Source organism: Polyangium spumosum, from assembly GCF_009649845.1.
GTDB classification, from domain to species: Bacteria; Myxococcota_A; Polyangia; order Polyangiales; family Polyangiaceae; genus Polyangium; species Polyangium spumosum.
Map to the genome: position 1 here is coordinate 101685 of NZ_WJIE01000016.1, position 19258 is coordinate 120942.

The 19258-nt window shown below is 70.9% G+C and carries 17 protein-coding genes; 9 read left to right on the top strand and 8 right to left on the bottom strand.

Features of this window, described 5'->3' with window-relative positions:
* The first annotated feature begins 176 nt into the window (after positions 1–176).
* Complete coding sequence (locus tag GF068_RS35910; protein ID WP_153824053.1) at positions 177–1094, top strand: zinc metalloprotease; 918 nt, start codon at positions 177–179, stop codon at positions 1092–1094.
* Between the two features lie 90 nt (positions 1095–1184).
* Here the strand turns inward: GF068_RS35910 and GF068_RS35915 are convergent, their stop codons facing one another.
* Positions 1185–3428 (bottom strand): tetratricopeptide repeat protein, encoded by a 2244-nt coding sequence (locus tag GF068_RS35915; protein WP_338046711.1) that lies wholly within the window; start codon positions 3426–3428, stop codon positions 1185–1187.
* 1 nt (position 3429) lies between these two features.
* A complete protein-coding gene (locus GF068_RS35920) occupies positions 3430–4248 on the bottom strand; it encodes an SDR family oxidoreductase (RefSeq protein WP_338046712.1) in 819 nt (272 codons plus the stop codon).
* A 108-nt stretch (positions 4249–4356) separates the two neighbouring features.
* Here GF068_RS35920 and GF068_RS35925 point away from each other — a divergent pair, with 108 nt between their 5' ends.
* The 3 genes from GF068_RS35925 to GF068_RS35935 are packed head-to-tail and all read left to right on the top strand — an operon-like array spanning position 4357 to position 8028.
* Positions 4357–5115 (top strand): ribonuclease HI, encoded by a 759-nt coding sequence (locus GF068_RS35925; protein ID WP_338046713.1) that lies wholly within the window; start codon positions 4357–4359, stop codon positions 5113–5115.
* Between the two features lie 10 nt (positions 5116–5125).
* A complete protein-coding gene (locus tag GF068_RS35930; protein ID WP_170319873.1) occupies positions 5126–6682 on the top strand; it encodes an alkaline phosphatase family protein in 1557 nt (518 codons plus the stop codon).
* Between the two features lie 11 nt (positions 6683–6693).
* Complete coding sequence (locus tag GF068_RS35935) at positions 6694–8028, top strand: serine/threonine-protein kinase (RefSeq protein ID WP_153824056.1); 1335 nt, start codon at positions 6694–6696, stop codon at positions 8026–8028.
* Here the strand turns inward: GF068_RS35935 and GF068_RS35940 are convergent.
* From GF068_RS35940 to GF068_RS35960, 5 genes are all read right to left on the bottom strand, one after another.
* On the bottom strand, positions 8025–8384 hold the full coding sequence (locus GF068_RS35940) for a YkgJ family cysteine cluster protein (RefSeq protein WP_153824057.1): 360 nt from the start codon (positions 8382–8384) through the stop codon (positions 8025–8027). The genes GF068_RS35935 and GF068_RS35940 overlap by 4 nt on opposite strands.
* A 15-nt stretch (positions 8385–8399) precedes the next feature.
* Entirely contained in the window at positions 8400–9263 is an 864-nt protein-coding gene (locus tag GF068_RS35945; protein WP_153824058.1) for a hypothetical protein, read from the bottom strand.
* A gap of 94 nt (positions 9264–9357) precedes the next feature.
* On the bottom strand, positions 9358–10317 hold the full coding sequence (locus GF068_RS35950; protein WP_153824059.1) for a hypothetical protein: 960 nt from the start codon (positions 10315–10317) through the stop codon (positions 9358–9360).
* A 113-nt stretch (positions 10318–10430) separates the two neighbouring features.
* A complete protein-coding gene (locus GF068_RS44570) occupies positions 10431–11483 on the bottom strand; it encodes a hypothetical protein (RefSeq protein ID WP_153824060.1) in 1053 nt (350 codons plus the stop codon).
* 111 nt (positions 11484–11594) lie between these two features.
* Entirely contained in the window at positions 11595–12482 is an 888-nt protein-coding gene (locus GF068_RS35960; RefSeq protein ID WP_153824061.1) for a hypothetical protein, read from the bottom strand.
* 309 nt (positions 12483–12791) lie between these two features.
* On the opposite strand from GF068_RS35960, the gene GF068_RS35965 reads away from it, so the two are divergent.
* From GF068_RS35965 to GF068_RS35985, 5 genes are all read left to right on the top strand, one after another.
* The gene (locus GF068_RS35965; protein ID WP_338046714.1) at positions 12792–13925 is read left to right on the top strand and encodes an ATP-binding protein; all 1134 of its coding nucleotides are present in this window, start codon (positions 12792–12794) and stop codon (positions 13923–13925) included.
* Positions 13922–16360 carry a DUF5682 family protein gene (locus GF068_RS35970; protein ID WP_153824062.1) on the top strand — a complete coding sequence of 813 codons (2439 nt, stop codon included), beginning with the start codon at positions 13922–13924 and terminating at the stop codon, positions 16358–16360. Before GF068_RS35965 ends, GF068_RS35970 begins: the two co-directional genes overlap by 4 nt.
* Before the next feature lie 66 nt (positions 16361–16426).
* The gene (locus GF068_RS35975) at positions 16427–16951 is read left to right on the top strand and encodes a hypothetical protein (protein ID WP_153824063.1); all 525 of its coding nucleotides are present in this window, start codon (positions 16427–16429) and stop codon (positions 16949–16951) included.
* Positions 16952–16959: 8 nt separating this feature from the next.
* Complete coding sequence (locus GF068_RS35980) at positions 16960–17229, top strand: hypothetical protein (protein WP_153824064.1); 270 nt, start codon at positions 16960–16962, stop codon at positions 17227–17229.
* 70 nt (positions 17230–17299) lie between these two features.
* Positions 17300–17779, top strand: coding sequence for a peroxiredoxin family protein (locus tag GF068_RS35985; protein ID WP_153824065.1), 480 nt, complete (start codon positions 17300–17302; stop codon positions 17777–17779).
* Between the two features lie 406 nt (positions 17780–18185).
* Here the strand turns inward: GF068_RS35985 and GF068_RS35990 are convergent, their stop codons facing one another.
* Positions 18186–19187, bottom strand: coding sequence for a metallophosphoesterase (locus GF068_RS35990; protein WP_338046715.1), 1002 nt, complete (start codon positions 19185–19187; stop codon positions 18186–18188).
* Positions 19188–19258: the final 71 nt, after the last annotated feature.

Consider the following 19258-nt stretch of genomic DNA (forward strand, 5'->3'; position numbering starts at 1 on the left):
CCACCGTCCGAGCTGGGCGCCCGCATGTATCGCAACAAGATTACAATTGATATGATGCCTGGTCATTACGCATCCCGGCATGGATGCGATTTCGAATCGATTTCACTTGAATGAAGTGGCGCGCGCCCTGTACATTGCGGCAGTCCTTTTTTTTCCGACAGCAAAAGGAGAGCCGCATGCGCAATCTTCAGTACACGGTCGTTCTCGGGGGTCTTTTCTCCGCCTTCGCGCTGCTCGGCGCGGGCTGCAGCGCCGATTCGACCGAGATCGGCGAGGGCATCGACGTCGGTTCCGAGACGGAAGCGGCCGGCCTCCCCGTCGTGCGCACCTGCGGCACGAAGGAGCTGACGGCGGAGGAGGCGGAGGCCGTCGAGGCCGAGTTCGAGCAGCTCGCCCCGTGGAAGGACAACTTCAACGCCACCATCGGCGCGAACATCCCCGTCTACTGGCACGTCATCAACAAGGGCTCGGGCATCTCGAACGGCGACATCCCGCAGACGCAGATCGACGCCCAGATCAACGTCCTCAATGCGGCGTACGCGGCCTGGGGCGTGACGTTCACGCTCGCCAGCGTCGACCGCACGACGAACTCGACGTGGTACACGGCGGGCCCGGGCACGACGGCGGAGAGGCAGATGAAGCAGACGCTCCGCAAGGGCACGGCGGAGGCCCTCAACGTCTACAGCTCGAACCCGGGCGGCGGCCTGCTCGGCTGGGCGACGTTCCCCTCGAGCTACGGGAGCAACCCGAAGGACGACGGCGTCGTCCTGCTCTTCTCCTCGGTCCCCGGCGGCTCCGCGGCGCCGTACAACCTCGGCGACACGGGCACGCACGAGGTCGGCCACTGGATGGGCCTCTATCACACGTTCCAGGGCGGCTGCCAGAAGAACAACGACTACGTCTCGGACACGCCGGCCGAGAAGAGCGCGGCGTATGGCTGCCCCACGGGCCGCGACTCCTGCAAGACGTCCTCGGGCGCCGACCCGATCAAGAACTTCATGGACTACACCGACGACGCCTGCATGGACCACTTCACCGCGGGCCAGAGCCAGCGGATGCAGTCCATGTGGAACACGTACCGCAAGGGCAAGTGATCTCCGTCTGACCGTCGGTTGAAAAAGGAAAACCCCGCCTCGGTCCCACCGAGGCGGGGTTTCTCGTTTCGAACGCTGTCGCCGCGAGAGTTACTCCGCGTTGTCCTTCGGGCCTTCGTTGTACGAGCGCGGGCGGTGCTTCGGATCGACGCCGCCGTGCTTCTCGCCGTTGTCGAGCGTGTCGATCGCGAGGTACGCGAGCCACGTCCCGGGGTGCTCCTCGGCGAGCGTGCGCAAGGCGTCCTCGTGCTCCTTCAGCTTCTTCTCGTCCCAGAGGCACTGGAGCCCGAGCGCGATGAGGCCGATCTCGTTCGGGCCCGCGCCGAAGCCCTCCTCGTAATGCGGCCACGCCTCGTCCGGGCGGTGCATGCGGCAGAGCGTGTCGCCGGTATACACGTGCGCCATCGCCCATTTCGGCGCGAGCTCGAGCGCCTTCCGGCTCTCGGCGAGGCGCGTCTCCATGTCCCCACGCGCGCCCTTCATCACCGAAAAATTGAGGTGCGCCTTCGCCGAGTTGGGCACCGCGTCCTTCGTCGCCTCCCAGAACGTGAGGTCGGACCGGTAATCCATGGCGTGGGCATAAGCCTTGACACACTGGAAGGCGAGAAACGCCGAAAAGAGCGCCGGCACGACGTACACGAGCCGCGGGCGCTTCGCGAGGCGCTCGTGCAAGGCCGCGAAGGCGACCGCGAGCACGAGCGAGGTGCCGATGACCGGGAAATACCAGAATCGCTCGGCCCGCACGGTCGGCAGGACAACCGGGATGTTCGAGTGCGGGAAATAACTCACGACGAGCCAAACCAGGCCCACCGCGACGAGCCCGAGCCCGGCGCGCCCGAGCGGGCGGGCCGCGTCGGGAGAATCGGGCGGGACCACGCCGCGCGAGGCGTCGGCGAAGAGGCCAAGCGCGAGCGCGAAGAGGGGCACGGCCAGAATCGCCCAGGGAAAACCACGCACGGTGACGGAGATCCCACGCGATCGCAGGACGAAGACCTCGAGGGGGAAACTCGTGAGCGCGAGCGCGAGGAGCAAAGCCGCGACCGCGGCGAGCCAAGGACGGAACGGCGCGGTTGTCTTGGCGAGCCCGAGCCGCACGATCTCCTTGCGCGCCGCGCGCTCGCGGGCGACGCCGACGATCCACGCGGCGATCCCCGCGAGCGGCGGGCCGATCATGAACAGGCCGCCGAGCACGCTTTCGGGGAAAACGAGGCGATCGGGCGCGGGCTCCTGCGGGAACGAATAATCGCCGCTCAAGGTGCGCGGAAAAACCACCTGCACGAGGCCACGCCAGTAGACGCGCAACGCGCCGGCGACGCGGTGCGGGAAATCGATGCCGGCGAGGGGGTTGTTCAGCGGATCTTTGGGGAGCGGGGCCTGGTGGAACCAGAGCAAAAAGGCGCGCGCGGCCCGCGAGAGGAGCGAGGCGCCTTCGGGCAAGGGCTCGAGCAGCTCCTGCGGGGTCGGCGAGGGGAACCAGCGTTTGCGCAATTCGACGTAGAGGACGAACGCGAAGACGGTGGCCGTGAGCGCGGCGAGCGTGCGCAGGATTCGCGCGGGGCGCTCGGGGTGGAGGTGCGGCGCGAAGACGAGCGCGGCGAAGGGGACGAGCGGGACGCAGACGACGGCGCTCTCCTTGCTGAAGAGGCCGAACAGGAGGGCGAAGAAGACACCCGCGGGCATGAGCCAGCCCGGCAGGGCGAGGGCGAGCAGGGCGAGCAGGGCGCCCATGCCGCCGAAGACGTCGGCGATACCGACGATGCCGCTCACGGCCTCGGTGAGAATGGCGGCGGAGACGAAGATCGCGCCGGCCAGATACGCCGTGCCCCGACGCCGCGTGACCCGGAAGGTCACGAGCGAGAGGAGCGCGCCATTCACGGCGTGGAAGAGGACGTTGTAGAAATGGTGGAAGAAGGGCTGCTTGGAGACGGCCCAGAGCGCGCGCCAGAGGAAATTGGGGACGGGGCGGTAGGAGCCGACGCTGCGATCGGGCGGCAAGCCCCAGAAATCGCGGAAGATGGCGTCGATGTAGCGCAGGCCCCCGGTGGCATTGACGTAAGGATTGGCGAGCAGCGCCTCCTGCTCGTCGAAGATGTAGTTCGTCGTGGGCGCCCGCGTGTAGAGCACCATGCAGAGCAAGATGAAGGGGGCGAGGACCCAGAAAAACCCGGGGTCGTACCCCAGCACGTATTCGCGGCACCAGGTGTAGGCGACACGAAACGGGTTTGTCCGGGGCGCGGGCGCGGGCGCGGGCGCAGGGGAGTTCGGGGGCGCAGCGCCGCTCGCCGGAGCGGAGCCCCCGAGCGTGGAATCGAGGTCGGGATCGCCGGCGCTCACGCTACTCGTCGGAGATGGGCCAGATGTCGCCCCAGAGCGAGGCGCCCCCGTCGATGGGGAACACCGCGCCCGTGATGAAATCGTTACGCTCGCTCGCGAGGAACACGATCACCCGCGCGACCTCGTCCACGTCGCCGAGGCGCTTGAGCGGCGTCGCCTTGCGAGCGCCCTCGAGCATCCCCTCGCCGTATTGCACGGTGCCGCTCGATCGAATGGTGCCCGGCGCGACCGCGTTGACCCGGATTCCGTGCCGGGCCCACTCGACCGCGAGCGTCCGCGTGAGGTTCTCGACGCCCGCGCGCGCGGCGCCGGTGTGCGCCATGCCGGGGAAGCCACGCACGACCTGGGCCGTGACGTTGATGATGCGGCCGCGCTTCTGCGGGATCATGGCCGCGTTCGCGACCTCGCGGGTCATGTAGAACGTGCCGTTCAGGTTGTTGCGGACGACGGCCTCGAAGCCCTTCGGCGAGATCTGCTCGGCGGGGCTCGGGAACTGGCCGCCCGCGTTGTTCACGAGGATGTCGACGCGGCCGAAGCGCTCCTTCACGGCGCGCACGAACGCCTCGATCTGCGCGGGCTCGCGGATGTCGCAGGGCAGGCCCAGGGTGCGGGCTTCGGCGAGGCCCGCTTCGCGCAAGGCGCCGAGGCCGGCCTCGATTTTCTCGGGTTTGCGGCCGCAGATGGCGATGCTGGCGCCGAGCCGGCCGAGCTCCCGCGCCACCGCGAGGCCGATGCCGCTGCCGCCGCCGGTGACGATGGCCACCTGCCCCTCGAAGAGGCCAGGCGCAAAGAAGGGTCGCGCGTCTTCGTTCTCGTTCACGAGTGGGGCGTGTACAACGGGCACGGCCGGCTGTCACGGGGCGACGCCCTGACGGAACACATGCGCTTTGCTTCCGTGAGGGGGCTGCTCTGTGCCAAGGTGCGCGCCGTGCCGTGGGTGAAAGCGCTCCTGCGCGGGCAGAAGGTGTACGCGAAGGCCGACGAGGCGGGCCGCCTGGTCTCGGACGGTGGTCGCGTGGAGATCCGGTACAAGCCGAACGACGGGCGGAAATACGGCGCCCGCGAGGACAACCTGAAGGTGGTCCCGGGCGAGGTGCTGCCGGAGGACGCGTGTGGTCCGGCCGAGGCCGTCGAGAAAAAAGAGGGCGAGGCCAAGGTCGCGACGAAGTCCGCGGGGACGAGCGGGCCGAGGGCGACGACGTCCGAGGCGCGCAAGGCCGCGGCGAAGGCCGCGCACGACGCCGCGCCGCCGCCCGCCGAGGGGCAGGTGGTCGCGTACGCGGACGGCGCGTGCACGGGCAACCCGGGGCCGGCGGGGCTCGGGGTCGTGGTCGTCGACGGGGACCGGCGCATCGAGGTCAGCGAGTACCTCGGCGACGGAACGAACAACATCGCGGAGCTGACCGCGATCCTGCGCGCCGTGGAGGCGGTGCAGGAGACCGGAAAGCCGCTGCTCGTCCGCACCGACAGCCAGTACGCGATCGGCGTCCTGCAGAAGGGCTGGAAGGCGAAGGCCAACACGGACCTCGTCGCCCAGGTGAAGGATGTGCTGAAGCGCAACAAGACGCGGCTCGAGTACGTCCCCGGACACTCGGGCGTGGCGCTGAACGAACGTGCGGATGAGCTGGCCCGGGAGGCCGTGCGATCACGGCGCTCGACCCGGCGAGCCGTCACGAAGAGCGAGTAGAGTACACGCCATGGTGGTGGTGCCGAAGCAGAAGCCCGTCGTGTTGTGCTTGCTCGATGGATTCGGGGAGCGAGAGGCGCGGGAAGGGAACGCGGTCCGGCTGGCGAAGGCCGAGGCGATCACGCGGCTCGGGGAGCGGTTCGGAAAGACGCGCCTCGGGGCGAGCGGCGAGGCCGTGGGGCTCTCCGCGGGCAAGTGCGGCTCGGGCGTGCTCGGGTACGAGGCGATCGGGACGGGCAGGACGCCGCGGCCCGCGCGGACGCGTATCGACGAGGCGATCGCCGCGAAGAAGCTCTGGGCGAACAAGATCATCGAGCGGGCGATGTGGATCGCCTGCGATCGGAGCTGCCGCTTGCACCTCTTCGCGCCGATCTCGGCGGACGGCGCGCACGGGACGCTCGATCACCTGCGCACGATGGTGCGGGTCTGCGAGGCGAACGACGTGAAGGTCGTGGTGCACGCGTTCCTCGAGGAGAAGGCCGCGGCGCCGCGCAGCGCGTGGAAGCTGCTCGAGCCGCTCGCCTTCGAGCTCGAAGGCAAGGGCGTGATCGGCACCGTCATGGGGCAGTCGTACGCGATGGATCGCAGCGGCCGCTGGGACCGCGTGCAGAAGGCCTACGCGGCGATCGTGCGGGGCGAGGCGAAGACGAAGGAGACGCCGTACGAGGCGCTGCAGGTGGCCTACCAGGCGAAGCTCACGGACGGGAACGTCGAGCCCACGCGGATCGGCGAGTACGAGGGGATGGTCGGCTCGTTCATGGCCGACTTCGCCTCGGGGCAGAGCGCGGGCTGGTCGTGGTTCGGCGAGGAGGCGGGGCTCTTCTTGACGCACCGCTCGGATCGCGTGGAGCAGCTCGCGGCGATGATGGTTCGTCGCAACGTACCGCCCGAGGTCGTCGAGTACCTGACGGATCGGAAGAAGCCCGTGTACGCGTTCGACGAGTTCGGCTTGCTCTCGCTCGTGGAGCTCGATCCGGAGCTCGAGGTGCGCAGCGCGTTCCCGGACGAACCCCCCGAGGGCACGCTCGGCGAGGTGATCGCGGCGGCGGGGCTCACGCAGATCCGGATCGCGGAGCCGGACCGCGCGAGGCACGTGGCGCGAGGTTTCGACGGCGGGCGCAGGGCGCCGAGGGCGGGCGAGGAGATCCGCGTCGTCGAGGCGGCGAGCGTCGCGGAGACGGCGACGCGCGTGATCGAAGGCGGGAGCCACGACGTCGTGATCGTGAGCCTCGCGGCGGCCGATCACGCGGCGCACCGCGGCGACCTCGCGGCCGCGATCGAGGCGGTCGACGCGGTCGACGCGGCGGTCGCGCAAATCGCGGCGGCGACGGAGGCGAAAGGCGGCGCGCTCTTCGTGGTGGGCACGCACGGCGGCTGCGAGGAGATGCTCGACGCGGAGGGCAAGCCACGCGGCGGTCACACGACGAACCCGGTGCCGTTCGTCTCGACGAGCGAGCGCGGGAGGCTCGCGGAGGGCAAGGGCCTCGCGGACGTGGCGAAGGCCGTGCTCGAGGTGCTCGGGATCGAGGCGCCGAGCGGGATGACGGGCGATCGCAGCCCGCAGTAGGGGCCACGGATTTGCAGTCGCAGATAGGGCCGTACCGGGTCCGGGAGAAGCTGTCCGAGGGGGCGATCACCACGCTCTACCGCGCCGAACACGAGCGGCTCGGGCGGGTGGCGATCGTCAAGGCGCTGAAGGGCACGCTCGCGGAGGGCTCGCCGCTCGGCTCGGCGCTCGAGCGCGAGGCGCGGATCCTGGCGAAGATGGGGCACGCGTCGGTGGTGCGTTGCCTCGACGTGTCGCCGGGCAAGAGCGCGACGTGGGTGGCGCTCGAGGACGTGCCCGGGCCGCGGCTCTCTCAGGTGCTCGCGCGGGCGAAGAGGCTGCCGCCCGAGGTGGCGGCGGCGATCGGGCTCGGCGTCGCGTCGGGGCTCGGGCACGCCCACGCGCGGGGCGTCGTGCACCGGGACGTGCGGCCCGAGGGCATCGTGCTCGCGCCGGACGGGCGGAGCGTGCTCGTGGATTTCGGGGCGGCGATCGACCTGGCGGCGCCGAGCGCGCCTTCGCCGTTCGACGGGAGCGAGCGGTTGTCGGGGCCGGAGTACGCGGCGCCGGAGCAGATCGTGGGGGAGCCGGCGAGCCCCCGATCGGACGTGTTTTCGCTGGGGGTCGTGCTCTACGAGATGCTCGCCGGGGCGCGGCCGTGGGACGAGGGTGAGGGGCGCGACGACCTGGCGCGGCGGGTGCGGAGCGTGGAGCCTTCGCCGCTCGAGAGGCACGGGGTCGTGGCGCCGCGGGCGCTCGCGCGGATCGTGACGCGGTGCCTGGCGAAGCGGCCGGAGGATCGGTTCGAGGACGGGGGCGCGGCGGCCGAGGCGCTGGCGGAGGCGCTCGACGAGGCGAGCCGCGACTCGTCGAGGAAGCTCGTGACGCGGGCGCTCGCGCTGTCGTCGCTGGGCGAGGAGATCGGCGAGGAGAAGGGCCACAGGCAGCCGAAGAAGGGGCCGCCGCCGCTGCCGCTCGGTCCGCTCGCGCAGAGGCTCGCCGTGCTCTTCGGGCTGGCGTTGCTGGGGGCGGTGGTGATCGAGGCTTTCGTCCGCGAGGAGGACGTGGCGGCGGAGGACGCGGGCGAGGCGGACACGACGGAGCGGGGTCACCTGAAGGTGCTGGCGCGGCCGTGGGCGGAGGTGCTCGTGGACGGGCAATTCGTGGACGTGACGCCGATCGGGCGGCCGATCCCGGTCGTGCCGGGGCGGCATTACGTGACGTTCAAGCACCCGAACGCGCCGGACGAGAAGCGGGAGATCCGGGTCATTGCGGGACAAACCGTGCTGCTCGACGTGACGATGCGGCTCGAGCGGCGCGCGGCGCCGGCGGTGGACGCGGGGACGGACGCGGCGGATTCGCCTTAGCGGTTTTTTCGGACGATCGCCTCGAGGGCGAGCAGGGGTCGCTCGCGCTTCAGGCTGAGCTCGCCGAGGCAGGCGGAGGTGCCGCGGTCGAGGGAGCGGCAGGCGTCGGGGCGCATGGGATAGATCGAGCAGACGAAGCGGCGCGTCTGCGGGTCGGGGACGAGCGCGGCGCAATGGCCGTCCTCGATCCGCATGAAGCAGCGGTTGCCGAGGAACGTGGTGAGCGCGCGGGCGTCGTCGTCCATGCGGTCGTGGTCGACGCCGAAGACGCGGACGTACTCGGGCAGGTCGGAGAAGCAGCAGGTGCCGCAGAGCAGGCAATCGGAGGGGACTTCGGGGAGGGGGGGCGGTGGCATGGTGGGGAAAATTCGTCAGGGCTGGCAGGTGCCGGCTTTGCAGCTCAGGCCAGTCTGGCAGTCGTCGGGGACGAGGCAACCCTTGCCCTGGGCGCACTTCTTATCGCACGACCCGCCGCAATCCCCATCGGTCTCGTTGCCGTTCTTGACGCCTTCGAGGCAGTTGGGGGGCTGACAAGCCTTGGGCATGCCCCCGCAGTTCCCCTCCCCCTCACAATCCGTGCGCGAGTTGCATTTGAAGGTGAGCGGGCAGGGTGCGCAGGGGCCGCCGCAATCGACATCGGTCTCGCCGCTGACCGAGTCGAGCGCACCGTTCGTGCAATGCGCCGGGACGCATTTTCCGATACCCAGGACGCATTTGTTTGCCCCACACTCGGCGTCCGCCGTGCACTCGACGCACTTGAAGCTGATGTCGCAAAGGCCTGGCTTGCCCCACTCCGTCGTGCACTGCGTCAACGGATCGGGCTGCGGCGCCATCCACGCATTGCAACCATCGACATAACACGGGTTCCCCCAGTCGTACTTGTCGGTCGGATCATCGATCTGCGTGACGCTGCCCGACGCGTCGCACTCCCGCCGCTTGCAGTCGCCGTAGATGGACTCGCCGACGGGCGTGCCCGGCATGATCACGGTCATCCATTCGCACGTCCCGGCGTTGCATACGCCGCCGATCCGGCATTCGGTGCTCTGGCATCCGTCGTCGCCGGTGCATTGTGGTAAAGCTCCGCCTTCGCCGCCCGAACCTCCCGCGCCGCCAGCGCCAGCGCCGCCCGCGCCGCCCGTCCCGCCGTTGCCGCCCGTGGTCTGCAGATCCGGCGCGCAAGACGCCGCCAGGAACGAAATCGAGAGCCCCAACCAAGCCAAGACGTGCCGATGCATCACCGCCTCCAGGCGGGAAGATAAGCAGATGTCGCTGGAAAATCGAAAGAAAAACGGCGGCGCGAGGCGGACCCCCGCGCCACGCCGTCACCGCTCAGGGGCAAGCAACGCAGGTCGCGCCGCCGCAATCGATGCCCGCCTCGTCGCCGTTCTGCACGCCGTCCGTGCAGCTCGGCGCCGCGCAGTAGACGTCGATGCAGACGCCGCTCTGGCAGTCCGTCGGGAGTTTGCAGCCGAAGTCCGGCGGGCAGGGCAAGCAATCAGGGCCGCCGCCACAATCGACGTCGGTCTCGCTCCCGTTCTTCACGAGGTCCATGCAGGTCGGCGCGGCGCACATGCCGCCCGTGCAGACGCCGCTCTTGCATTGCGCGCCGTTCGTGCAGGTCTTGCCGTCGTCGCAGGGCAGGCAATTGCCGCCGCAATCGATGTCACCCTCGCCCGGGTTCTTGATCCCGTTGCCGCAGTTGACGCTCACGCAGACGCCCTGCATGCACAACTGGCTCGGGTCGTTGCAGCCCTGCACGCCCTCGATGCACTCGACGCACTGCCCCATGTCGTTGCAGATGTCACCCCCGCAGAGGTACCCCTGCGGCTGGAGGGCGTGCATGAGGACGCCGTCCAGGCAGACGTCGTCGGTGCACTGGTTGCCGTCGTTGTAGACGTCTTCGTTCTTGAAGACGGGCGCGGGCTCGGCGCTCTCGTTGCATTGCACCTCGACGCAATCGCCGTACACCTGCGAGGGCACGGGCGTGCCCGCCGGATGCAGGGCCTTGCGGACGCACTTGCCCGCCTCGCACGCAGGCTCGCCGCAGAAGTTCGCGGCACCCTGCATCGTGCAGTCCGACGGCGACATGCATTCGGACGCGCCGCCCGCGCCGCCCGCGCCGCCCATGCCGCCGTCGCCGCCCGCGCCGCCGCTGCCCGCCATCCCGCCGCCCGACGACGAGCTCGACGTCGGGGTGTTCGACGGGGGGTCGGACCCGCAGCCGACCGCGGACGCCGCAATCGTCGCGCCGAGGATACAAGCGATCATCCAAGCTCGTTCGATTCTCATCAAAGCATTCCTCCGGGCCGCGTCGCGCGCGGCGCTCTCTTCCGTGAACGATAGTCGAGTGGCTGCACGATACCCCAAGAGGCTGGGGCGCGGGATGGAGATCCGCGAGGGGCTCAGGGCGTGAAGCAGGTGGCGGCGCAGCTCCCGCCGCAGTCGACGCCGGTCTCGGTGCCGTTCAGGGTGGCGTCGAAGCAGGTCGGCGCCGCGCACTTCGCGCCCTGGCAGACGCCGTGCAAGCAGTCCGAGGGGCCCTTGCACGCGGCCCCGGTGACGAAGTTCGGCGGGCAGTCCGGGCCGCCGTAGTCGGGGAAGGTCTCGTTGCCGTTCAGCGAGCTGTCGAAGCACGTCGGCGCGGCGCAGGTCTTCGTGGCGGTGTCGCAGGCCGCCTCCATGCAGTCGAGCGGCCCGTTGCAGACCTTGTCGACGTTGCACGGCGCGCACGTGTTCCCGCCGCAGTCGATGTCGCTCTCGTTGTTGTTCTTCACCCCGTCCTTGCACGAGGCCGGCACGCACTTGTTGATCGCGACGTCGAGCGTCTCGATGTCCTTGTAGTTCTTCGACGCGACACAGATGTTGCCGCTCGGGCACTCGTTCGAGGGGCCGCCGACGTTGCAGCGCACGCACTGGCCGGCGGCGTCGCACTTGCCGTTCATGCCGCAGGCGAAGCCTGCGTCCTGGTTGATGTGCAGCGTCGTGCCGCCCGTGCACGTATCGAGCGTGCAGGGATTGCCGTCGTCGTACCTGTCGTTCGTGTCCTCGACCTCGACGACCTCGCCCATGGCGCCGCAGACGGCGCGCGTGCAGTCGCCGTACTTCTGGCTCTGGAGGACGGTGCCCTCCTGCTTCAACGCGAGCATGCCGCAGACGCCGGCGTTGCAGGTCCGGACGCCACACTCGGAGTCGGCGCCGGGGCAATCGGCCGCCGACCCGCATCCATTCATGCCGCCGCTGCCGGCCGTGCCGCCGCCCGTGCCGCCGCCCGCGCCGCCCGTGCCGCCGCCGACGCCGCCTTCGCCGCCGACGCCGCCCGCGCCGCCCATGCCACCCGCGCCTGCCCCTCCGGTCCCGCCCGGGGTGCCCGGGTTCGTGCCGGTCCCGCAAGCCACCCCGAAGGTCGAGAGCCCCGCGATCACGAGGGGCAAAATCCAAGCTCGTCCGATACGCATTCTAGAAGCTCCTCCACGCCGAACGCGGCGTTTTTGATCGTTGCTACGGCAGCGAGGGGCCCGCGCCCGCGAGGAGCGGGCGCCTCGGACCCCACGCAAGCCACGTCATGGTCACGGCTGGCAGGTGCCGGCTTTGCAGGAGAACCCCGTCTGGCAATCGTCGGGGACGAGGCAACCCTGGGTCTCGGCGCACTTCTTCGGGTTTGCCATGTCCTGCGCGCACGCCCCGCCGCAATCCGCGTCGGTCTCGTCACCGTTATGAGCGCCGTCGTTGCAGTTGGGCTCGAGGCAAACCTTGGGGTTGCCCATGCATGTACCCTCCCTGTCACAATCGGTGCGCTGGTTGCACTTCAACCCGACGGCGCAAGGCGCGCAAGGGCCGCCGCAATCGAGGTCCGTTTCACCGTCGAGCGATTCGAACACCCCATCCATGCAATGCGCCGGGACGCATTTGCCGATGCTCACGACGCATTTGTTCGCGCCACAATCACCGTCGCCCGTGCACTCGTTGCATTTGAAGCTGGTGTCGCACAGTCCGGCTTTGCCCCATGCCGTGCACTGCCTCAGGGGATCGGGCTGCGGCGCCGTCCACGCACTGCAAGCATCCTTGTAGCACGGGTTCCCCCAGTCGTATTTGTCGCTCTGATCATCGACCTCCGTGACGGCGCCCGACGCGCCGCACTCCCGCCGCTTGCAGTCGCCATACACCGGCGTGCCGGCCGGAGTGCCCGACGCCTGCACGGTCGTCCATTCGCACTTCCCGGCATTACACGATCCGCCGCTCCGGCATTCGTTGTCCGGGCAGTCCGCAGGGGTCGTGCACGCGGGCGCCGCGCCGGTGCCCCCCGTGCCGCCTCCCACGCCGCCCTCGCCGCCCGCGCCTCCCGTGTTCGGCGAACTATCATAATTGAAACTCTGGAACTCCACGCACCCCGCCGGCACGGACAAGGCGGACACAAGCGCGAGCGGTACGACCAAGAGCCAAGACATTCGGTTCATCGATGGCTTCTCCCTGCCCCGCCCGGCGCCCGCAGGCGCACGGCAGGTCGGCCCGGGAAGCTGGCTTGCCCGGGCAGTTCGTCGGGACACATGACACGTCGTGGACGATGGTAGCGAATCGGCCCGGAAAGGGCGAGCCTCCGGCGAACTTCCAGCCGGGATCCGGCGCCGGGGCGGGCTCCGGCCACGCGCCGCCGGGTTTCACCACGTCGCGGCGAGGCCCCGCCACCCTGCCGGATTGACGCGGAGAAATCACCCGGGTAGCCCTTCGGGGGCCGCGCCGTCGCCGGGCGGCGAGAAGCGATCCGCGTGCCCGAATCCATCCTCCGTCCCGCCGCAGAGGTGCTCTTTCGCGAGGAGCTCGACGCGCTCGCCGCCGCCGATCCCCACCCGAAGCCGCGTGGCTTCCGCCTCTCGCCGCGCATGATCCGCACCTTCCTGCTCGGCTCGGGCGACACCAAGCTCCCCCGCCCGGGTGGCCAGGGCGAGATCGCCGTCACCCAGAAATTTTTCGGCGACGACGCGCTCGTCGAGCGCGCGATCGTGACCCTCGCCTCGCCCCGCGCCCTCCTGCTCGTCGGCGAGCCAGGGACCGCGAAGTCGATGCTCTCGGAGCTGCTCGCCGCGGCCGCGACGGGGACGAGCCTGCTCACGGTGCAAGGCAGCGCCGCCACGACCGAGGATCAGATCAAGTACACCTGGAACTACGCGCTGCTCCTGGCGAAGGGCCCCGTGCGGGAGGCGCTCGTGCCTTCGCCGCTCTTCACCGCGATGCGCGAGGGCCGGATCGCGCGCTTCGAGGAGCTGACGCGTTGCCCCGTCGAGGTGCAGGACAGCCTCGTCGGCATCCTCTCGGACAAGGTGCTGCGCGTGCCCGAGCTCGAGGGCGACGACGGCATCCTGTTCGCGCGCGAGGGCTTCAACCTGATCGCCACGGCGAACGCGCGGGATCGCGGGGTGAACGAGATGAGCGCGGCGCTCCGGCGCCGGTTCAACTTCGAGTCCGTGCGGCCGATCCGCGACCCGCTCGTCGAGATGGCGCTCGTCGAGCGCGAGGTGCAAAAGCAACTCGCGGCGGCCGGCGCGAGCGTGCCCGTGCCACGCGACGCGGTGGAGCTCGTGGTGACGACGTTCCAGGAGCTGCGCTCGGGCCGGAGCCGCGAAGGCGTGCACCTCGACCGGCCCGAGGCCCCGCTGTCGACGGCCGAGGCGATCGCGACCTTGCACGCCGCCGCGCTGCACGCGCACTACTACGGCACGGGAAGGCTCGGCGCGGAGGAGGTGGCCTCGCACCTCGCGGGCGCGGCGACGCTCGACGCGGCGGACGACGCGGCGAAGCTCGAGCGGTACGTGGAGACGGTCGTGCGTGATCGAGCCGCGCGGCACGGCGGCCCGTGGGGCGCGCTGATCGAGGCCTGGCGCAAGATCGGCCGCGCGCCGTGAACCACAGAGAGCTCGGGCCTTCGCCGGAGACACGCGCCGAGGTGGCGCGGCGGCTCGGCCTCTCGAGCGCGCTCGCCTTCTTCCCGGTGCGGCACCAGAGCCCGACGTGCGCGGCGAAGCTCGAGGCGCTCTTGCCGTCGCTCTCGCCGGACGTGATCCTCGTCGAGCTGCCCGCGCGCTTCGAGGAGCACCTCGACGCGTTGCTCGACCCGGAGAGCCGCGCGCCCTTCGCGTTCTGCGTGGTGACCGAGGAGAAGGGCCCCCGCTTCGTCGCGCGGCGCGACACGAGCCGGGGCGCGGAGCCGCCGCGATCGCGGGCGTACTACCCGTTCTGCGACTACGCGCCCGAGCTCGTGGCGCTGCGGTACGCGAAGGCGCGCGGCGCCGAGGTGCGCTTCATCGATCGGCTCGAAGCGCCACGCGACGAGGACGCGGACGCGGGTGATCTCGTGGTCGCGGAGGTGGCGCTCGGCGAGCGGCTCGCGCGTGACGCGCGAGGCCTCTTCGGGCGGAGCCGGTTCACGGCGGCGCTCTGCGCGCGGGCGGGCGCGCGGGATTTCGACGAGCTCTGGGAGGCGCTCTTCGAGCAAGGAGGCTGGGACGAGAGCCCCGAGGGCTGGGCGATCGCGGTGGGCGCGTACGCGCTCGCGACGCGGCAGACGTTCGGCCGGGAGGAGCTCGAGGCGGACGGGACGCTCGCGCGCGAGCGGTTCATGGCGGCGAGGATCGCGGACGCCACGCGCGGGGGCAGGCGCGCGCTCGTGGTGGCCGGCGCGCTGCACGTGGTCGCGCTCGGCGCCGCGCGCGAGGAGATCACGCAGCAGCGGCGGGCGCCGCGGGACGACGCGGAGGCGCTCGTGCGGCTCGTCCCGTACACGTTCCCGCGGCTCGACGCGTTGCTCGGGTACGCGCCGGGGATGAGCGGGCCCGCGTTTTACCAGCACGTGTGGGAGGCGCGCGCGGAGGCCGATCCCTTCGCGCGGGCGGCGGAGAAGGTCCTGCTCGAGACGATCGGGCGGGCGCGGGCCGAGGGGGACGCGCTCGGGCCGGGGGACGCGATCGCGGCGCTCGCGTTCGCGCGGGAGCTCGCGTCGCTCCGGGGCCGGCCGAAGATCGGGCGGGCCGAGGTGATCGAGGCCGCGACGAGCTGCTTCGTGAAGGGCGAGCTGCGCGTCTCGGGGCGGCGGGTCGTCGCGGCGCTCGGCGAGGCGCTGCGCGGCAGCCGCGTGGGCAAGCTCGGGCCCGTGGCCGGTCCGGGCGCGATCACGCGGGATTTCCGCGAGACGGCCGAGGCGCTTGGCCTCCTGCCCTCCGGAGGGCCGCCGCGGGTGATCGAGCTCTCGCTCGCGACGTCGAGGAAGGCGCGGCGGTGCTCGTGGTTCTTGCATCGCACGGCGTGGCTCGGGCTCGGGTTCGCGACGCCAGTCGGGGCGAGTGACGAGGGGGCTGCCCAGGCGTCAACCGAGCGATGGACCGTGGCGTATGCGCCGGAGGTCGACGCGCGGCTGCTCGACCTCGCGGCGGAGGGGGCGAGCGTCGAGGAGGCGGCGGCGCGCAAGCTCGCGCGCGTGGCCAGCACGAGTGAAGGGCGCGCGGGGCCGATCGCGGCGTGTGTCGGGCGTGGGGTGCGGATGGGGCTCGAAGCGGTCTGCCTGCGGCTCGCGCCGGCCCTCGAGGCGGCGATCCGGGCCGACGAGGATCCGCGCTCGCTGCTCGAAGCGGGGCGGATCCTCCGGCGGGTGCGGGCGGCGCGGGCGGCGCTCGGCTCGCCGCGGGCGGCGTGGCTCGATGCGCTCGGGCGCGTGGCCTACGAGGAGGCGACCGAGAGGTTGCCGCGGCTCGCGCAGACCTCGGGGGCGCGGGCCTCGGAGGTGCCGGCGCTGCTCGTGGGCCTCGGGGCGGCGACGCTCGCGGCGGACGGCATGGGGCCCGAGCGGGCGCGGGTCGTGGTGAAGGCGCGGGCGGCGCGGGAGATCGCCCGGGCCACCTCGCCGCTCGTGCTGGGCGCGCTCGACGGGCTGCTCGTGAGCCTCGGCGAGGGGCGGGGCGCGGAGCTCGGCGCGCATTTCGAGGCGGCGCGGGCCCGGCCGGAGGCGAAGGGCGCGTACCTCGAGGGCCTGCTCGTGCTCTCGCCGCGCGCGTTGCTCGACGAACCCTCGCTCCTCGAAGCGCTCGTCGTGCACGTCTCGTCGGGCAGCTTCGAGCGCTTCCTCGCCTCGCTCCCGTCCTTGCGCCGCGCGCTCGGTCGACTTGGCCCTCGCGAGCTCGAAGAGATCTCCACGCGTGCTTCCGCGCTGCTCGGCCTCGGCGCCTCGGAGGCGCCGCTCGTGTCGCCCTTGCCGCCCGAGGAGGTGGCGCGCCTCTCGGCCTGGGAGCGCCGCTGGCTCGAGGCCGAGGCGGCGTGGGCGGGTCCGTCTCCGACATCGAGCCGCTGACGCCGGCCACGCGCCCGGAGTACGATGCGGGCGCGAGGTGAAGACGTGAGAGGACCTGGAAAAACCTTGGCTTCCTGTCTGGCCGTGGCGCTCGTCGCGTCGACGGCGGTCGCGTCGGCGGACGTGGTCGCCGACGGGCCGACCCGGCGAGAGATCCGCGAGCAACGCAAGGAGCTACGCGAGGAGCGCAAGGAGCTGCGCGAGGAAAAGAAAGAGCTGCGCGAGGATCGCAAGGCTGGCGCGGACAAGGAGGAGCTGCGCGACGACAAGAAGGAGATCCGCGAGGAGAAGAAGGAGCTACGCGAGGCGCGCAAGGAGCTCCGCGCGGACCTGAAGGCGAAGCGCGAGGAGAAGCGCAAGGAGCTGCGCGCGAAGTGGGGCGAGACGCTGAAGCGGCCCGAGGCGCGCGCGGAGCTCCAGGTGCACGCGCGGCGGATGGCGCGGCTCGCGCAGGCGCGGAAGGTGGCCGAGGCGGACGGCAAGAAGGAGCTCGTCGCGCGGATCGACAAGCTCGTCGAGAAGGAAAAGGCGCGTCACCAGCGCGTGATGGATCGGCTGAAGGACAAGAAGGATCCCGGAGGTGCGCCGTGAGAGGAGCCGTGCTCGCAAGCGTCCTGGCGCTCGTCGCCGTCGCGGGTTGTGAACAGAAGAAGGAAGACGTCGCGCCGGCCGCGCCCACGACGGCGAAGCCGACCGCGGATCTGCCGAGGCCGCCCGTGGGGATCGCGCCGGCGGAGGCTCCGAAGGCGGCGGCGGACGAGGACGACCTCGCGACGCCGGAGGAGTTCGAGGAGGAGGCCGAGAAGGACATCACCTCGGCGACCCTCGCGGCCGAGGTCGACAAGCTCGAGAAGGAGATCGGCGAGTGACGGGCGGCGCGGGGGCGGGGCGCTCGGCCCTGCTCGACGCGCCGCTTGTGCTTTGCTACCCATCGTTTTGATGAGCTCGCTCAAGGTCGGGGATCAGGCGCCGGAGATCGACGCGCAGACGAGCGCCGGGAGCCGGTTCGTCCTCTCCCGGCAAGAGGGGCTCTGCACGGTCATCTTCTTCTACCCGAAGGCGTTCACGCCCATCTGCACGATGGAGACGGCGTTCTTCCGGGACAACTACAACGAGCTCGCGCTGGCCGGCGCGAACCTCATCGGCGTGAGCACGGACGCGGAGGACACGCAGTGCAAGTTCGCCCGCGACAGCCACCTGAACTTCCCGCTCATCGCGGACGCGGACAAGCGGATCGCGAAGGCGTACGACGTCCTCTGGCCGGTCCTAGGCGTGGCGCAGCGGTACACGTTCGTGGTGAGCCCCGAGATGCGCCTCGAGGCGATCTTCCACCACGAGCTCAGCGCCGAGAAGCACCGCGACGACGTGCTCCGCTTCGTGCACGCGAAGTTCGAAGCGCAACGGCCCAAGGTCGGCTAGGTACCTTACATCTAAAGCGACAAAGACAGGTCCGGACGTCCCGACCTGGGCTTGCACCGGCTGCAGAGACAACTCCGGACGTCCCGACCTGCACGTACACCGGCTGCAGAGACACCTCCGGACGTCCCGACCTGCGCTTGCACCGGCTGCAGAGACAACTCCGGGCGCGCCGACCTGCGCTCGCACCGGCTGCAGAGACACCTCCGGACGTCCCGACCTGCGCTTGCACCGGCTGCAGAGACACCTCCGGACGTCCCGACCTGCGCTTGCACCGGCTGCAGAGCCAGCTCCGGACGCGCCGACCTGCGCTCGCACCGGCTGCAGAGCCAGCTCCGGACGCGCCGACCTGCGATCGCACCGGCTGCAGAGCCAGCTCCGGACGCGCCGACCTCTCTTTGGCGCATCTTCAGCGCCGCGGCGCCTTCATCCGCTCGCGCTTTTCGCGCTTGGCGGCCACGGCGGCGGCGCGCTTGGCCATGACCTCGGGCGTGGGCGGGCGGCCGGGGAGCGGGTCCTGGTCGTCGTGGTGCTCCTCGATGGCGCCGGGCTCGTAGCCGAGCTCGAAGATCGCGACCTCGCGTTGACCCCGATCGCCGAGGCGGATCGGCATGACGGACGCGCCGATGCCCGCGCCGACGTACACCGCGCCGGGGTGCGCGCCGCCGCTCCTGCGGCTGCCGTAGAGGCCGTGCACATAGCGGTGCCCCGCGAGCTTGCCGATCGCGAGCTCGTGCAAACGCGCGAGCGTGACCTGTCCGGCGTGGGTGTGGCCCGAGAGGACGAGCGGCACGTCGCCGAGCGCCCAGAGGCCATCCGCCTCCTCGGCGATGTGGGACATGGCGATCGTGGGCAGGTCGCGGCGCAGGCCCTTCAAGGCCTCGTCGCGGCGGGCGTGGCCGGTGTAGGCGTCGTCCAGGCCGACGACCTGGAGCATCTGGTGGCGCAGGCCGATGAGGGTGTGGCGGTTGTCGAGGACCTCGACGCCGCCGCGGCGCAAGGCGAGGCGGACCTCGTCGGCGCCGGACCAGTAGTCGTGGTTGCCGAGCACCGCCATCACGGGCGCCTCGAAGCGCTGCACGAGGTACTGGAGGCGATCGAGGTACTGCTGGCTGTGGCAGACGAAATCCCCCGTGAGCAGCACGAGATCGGGCTTCTCCGCGTTGGTCAGCTCGACCGCCGCGAGCTGCACCGCCCACGGGGTCACGCGGCCGACGTGGATGTCGGTCAGGTGCGCGATGCGCAGGTGGGAGAGGTGCTCGGTGTAATGCCAGGGGCCGGCGAAGCGGCGGACCTGGATGCTCTTGCTGGCGCGTTCGACGGCCACCTTCGGGATGACGGTCTCGTCACCGGGGAGGCGGCCGGGGTACTGCTCGGTGAGCAAGCCGTCGGGCGGAGGGATGCTCGGCACGAGGGATCAGTATAAGGCGCGCCCCCGCACAAGCTACGGCTTTTGCCCGGGATTCGCCGCTCGCTCGCGCG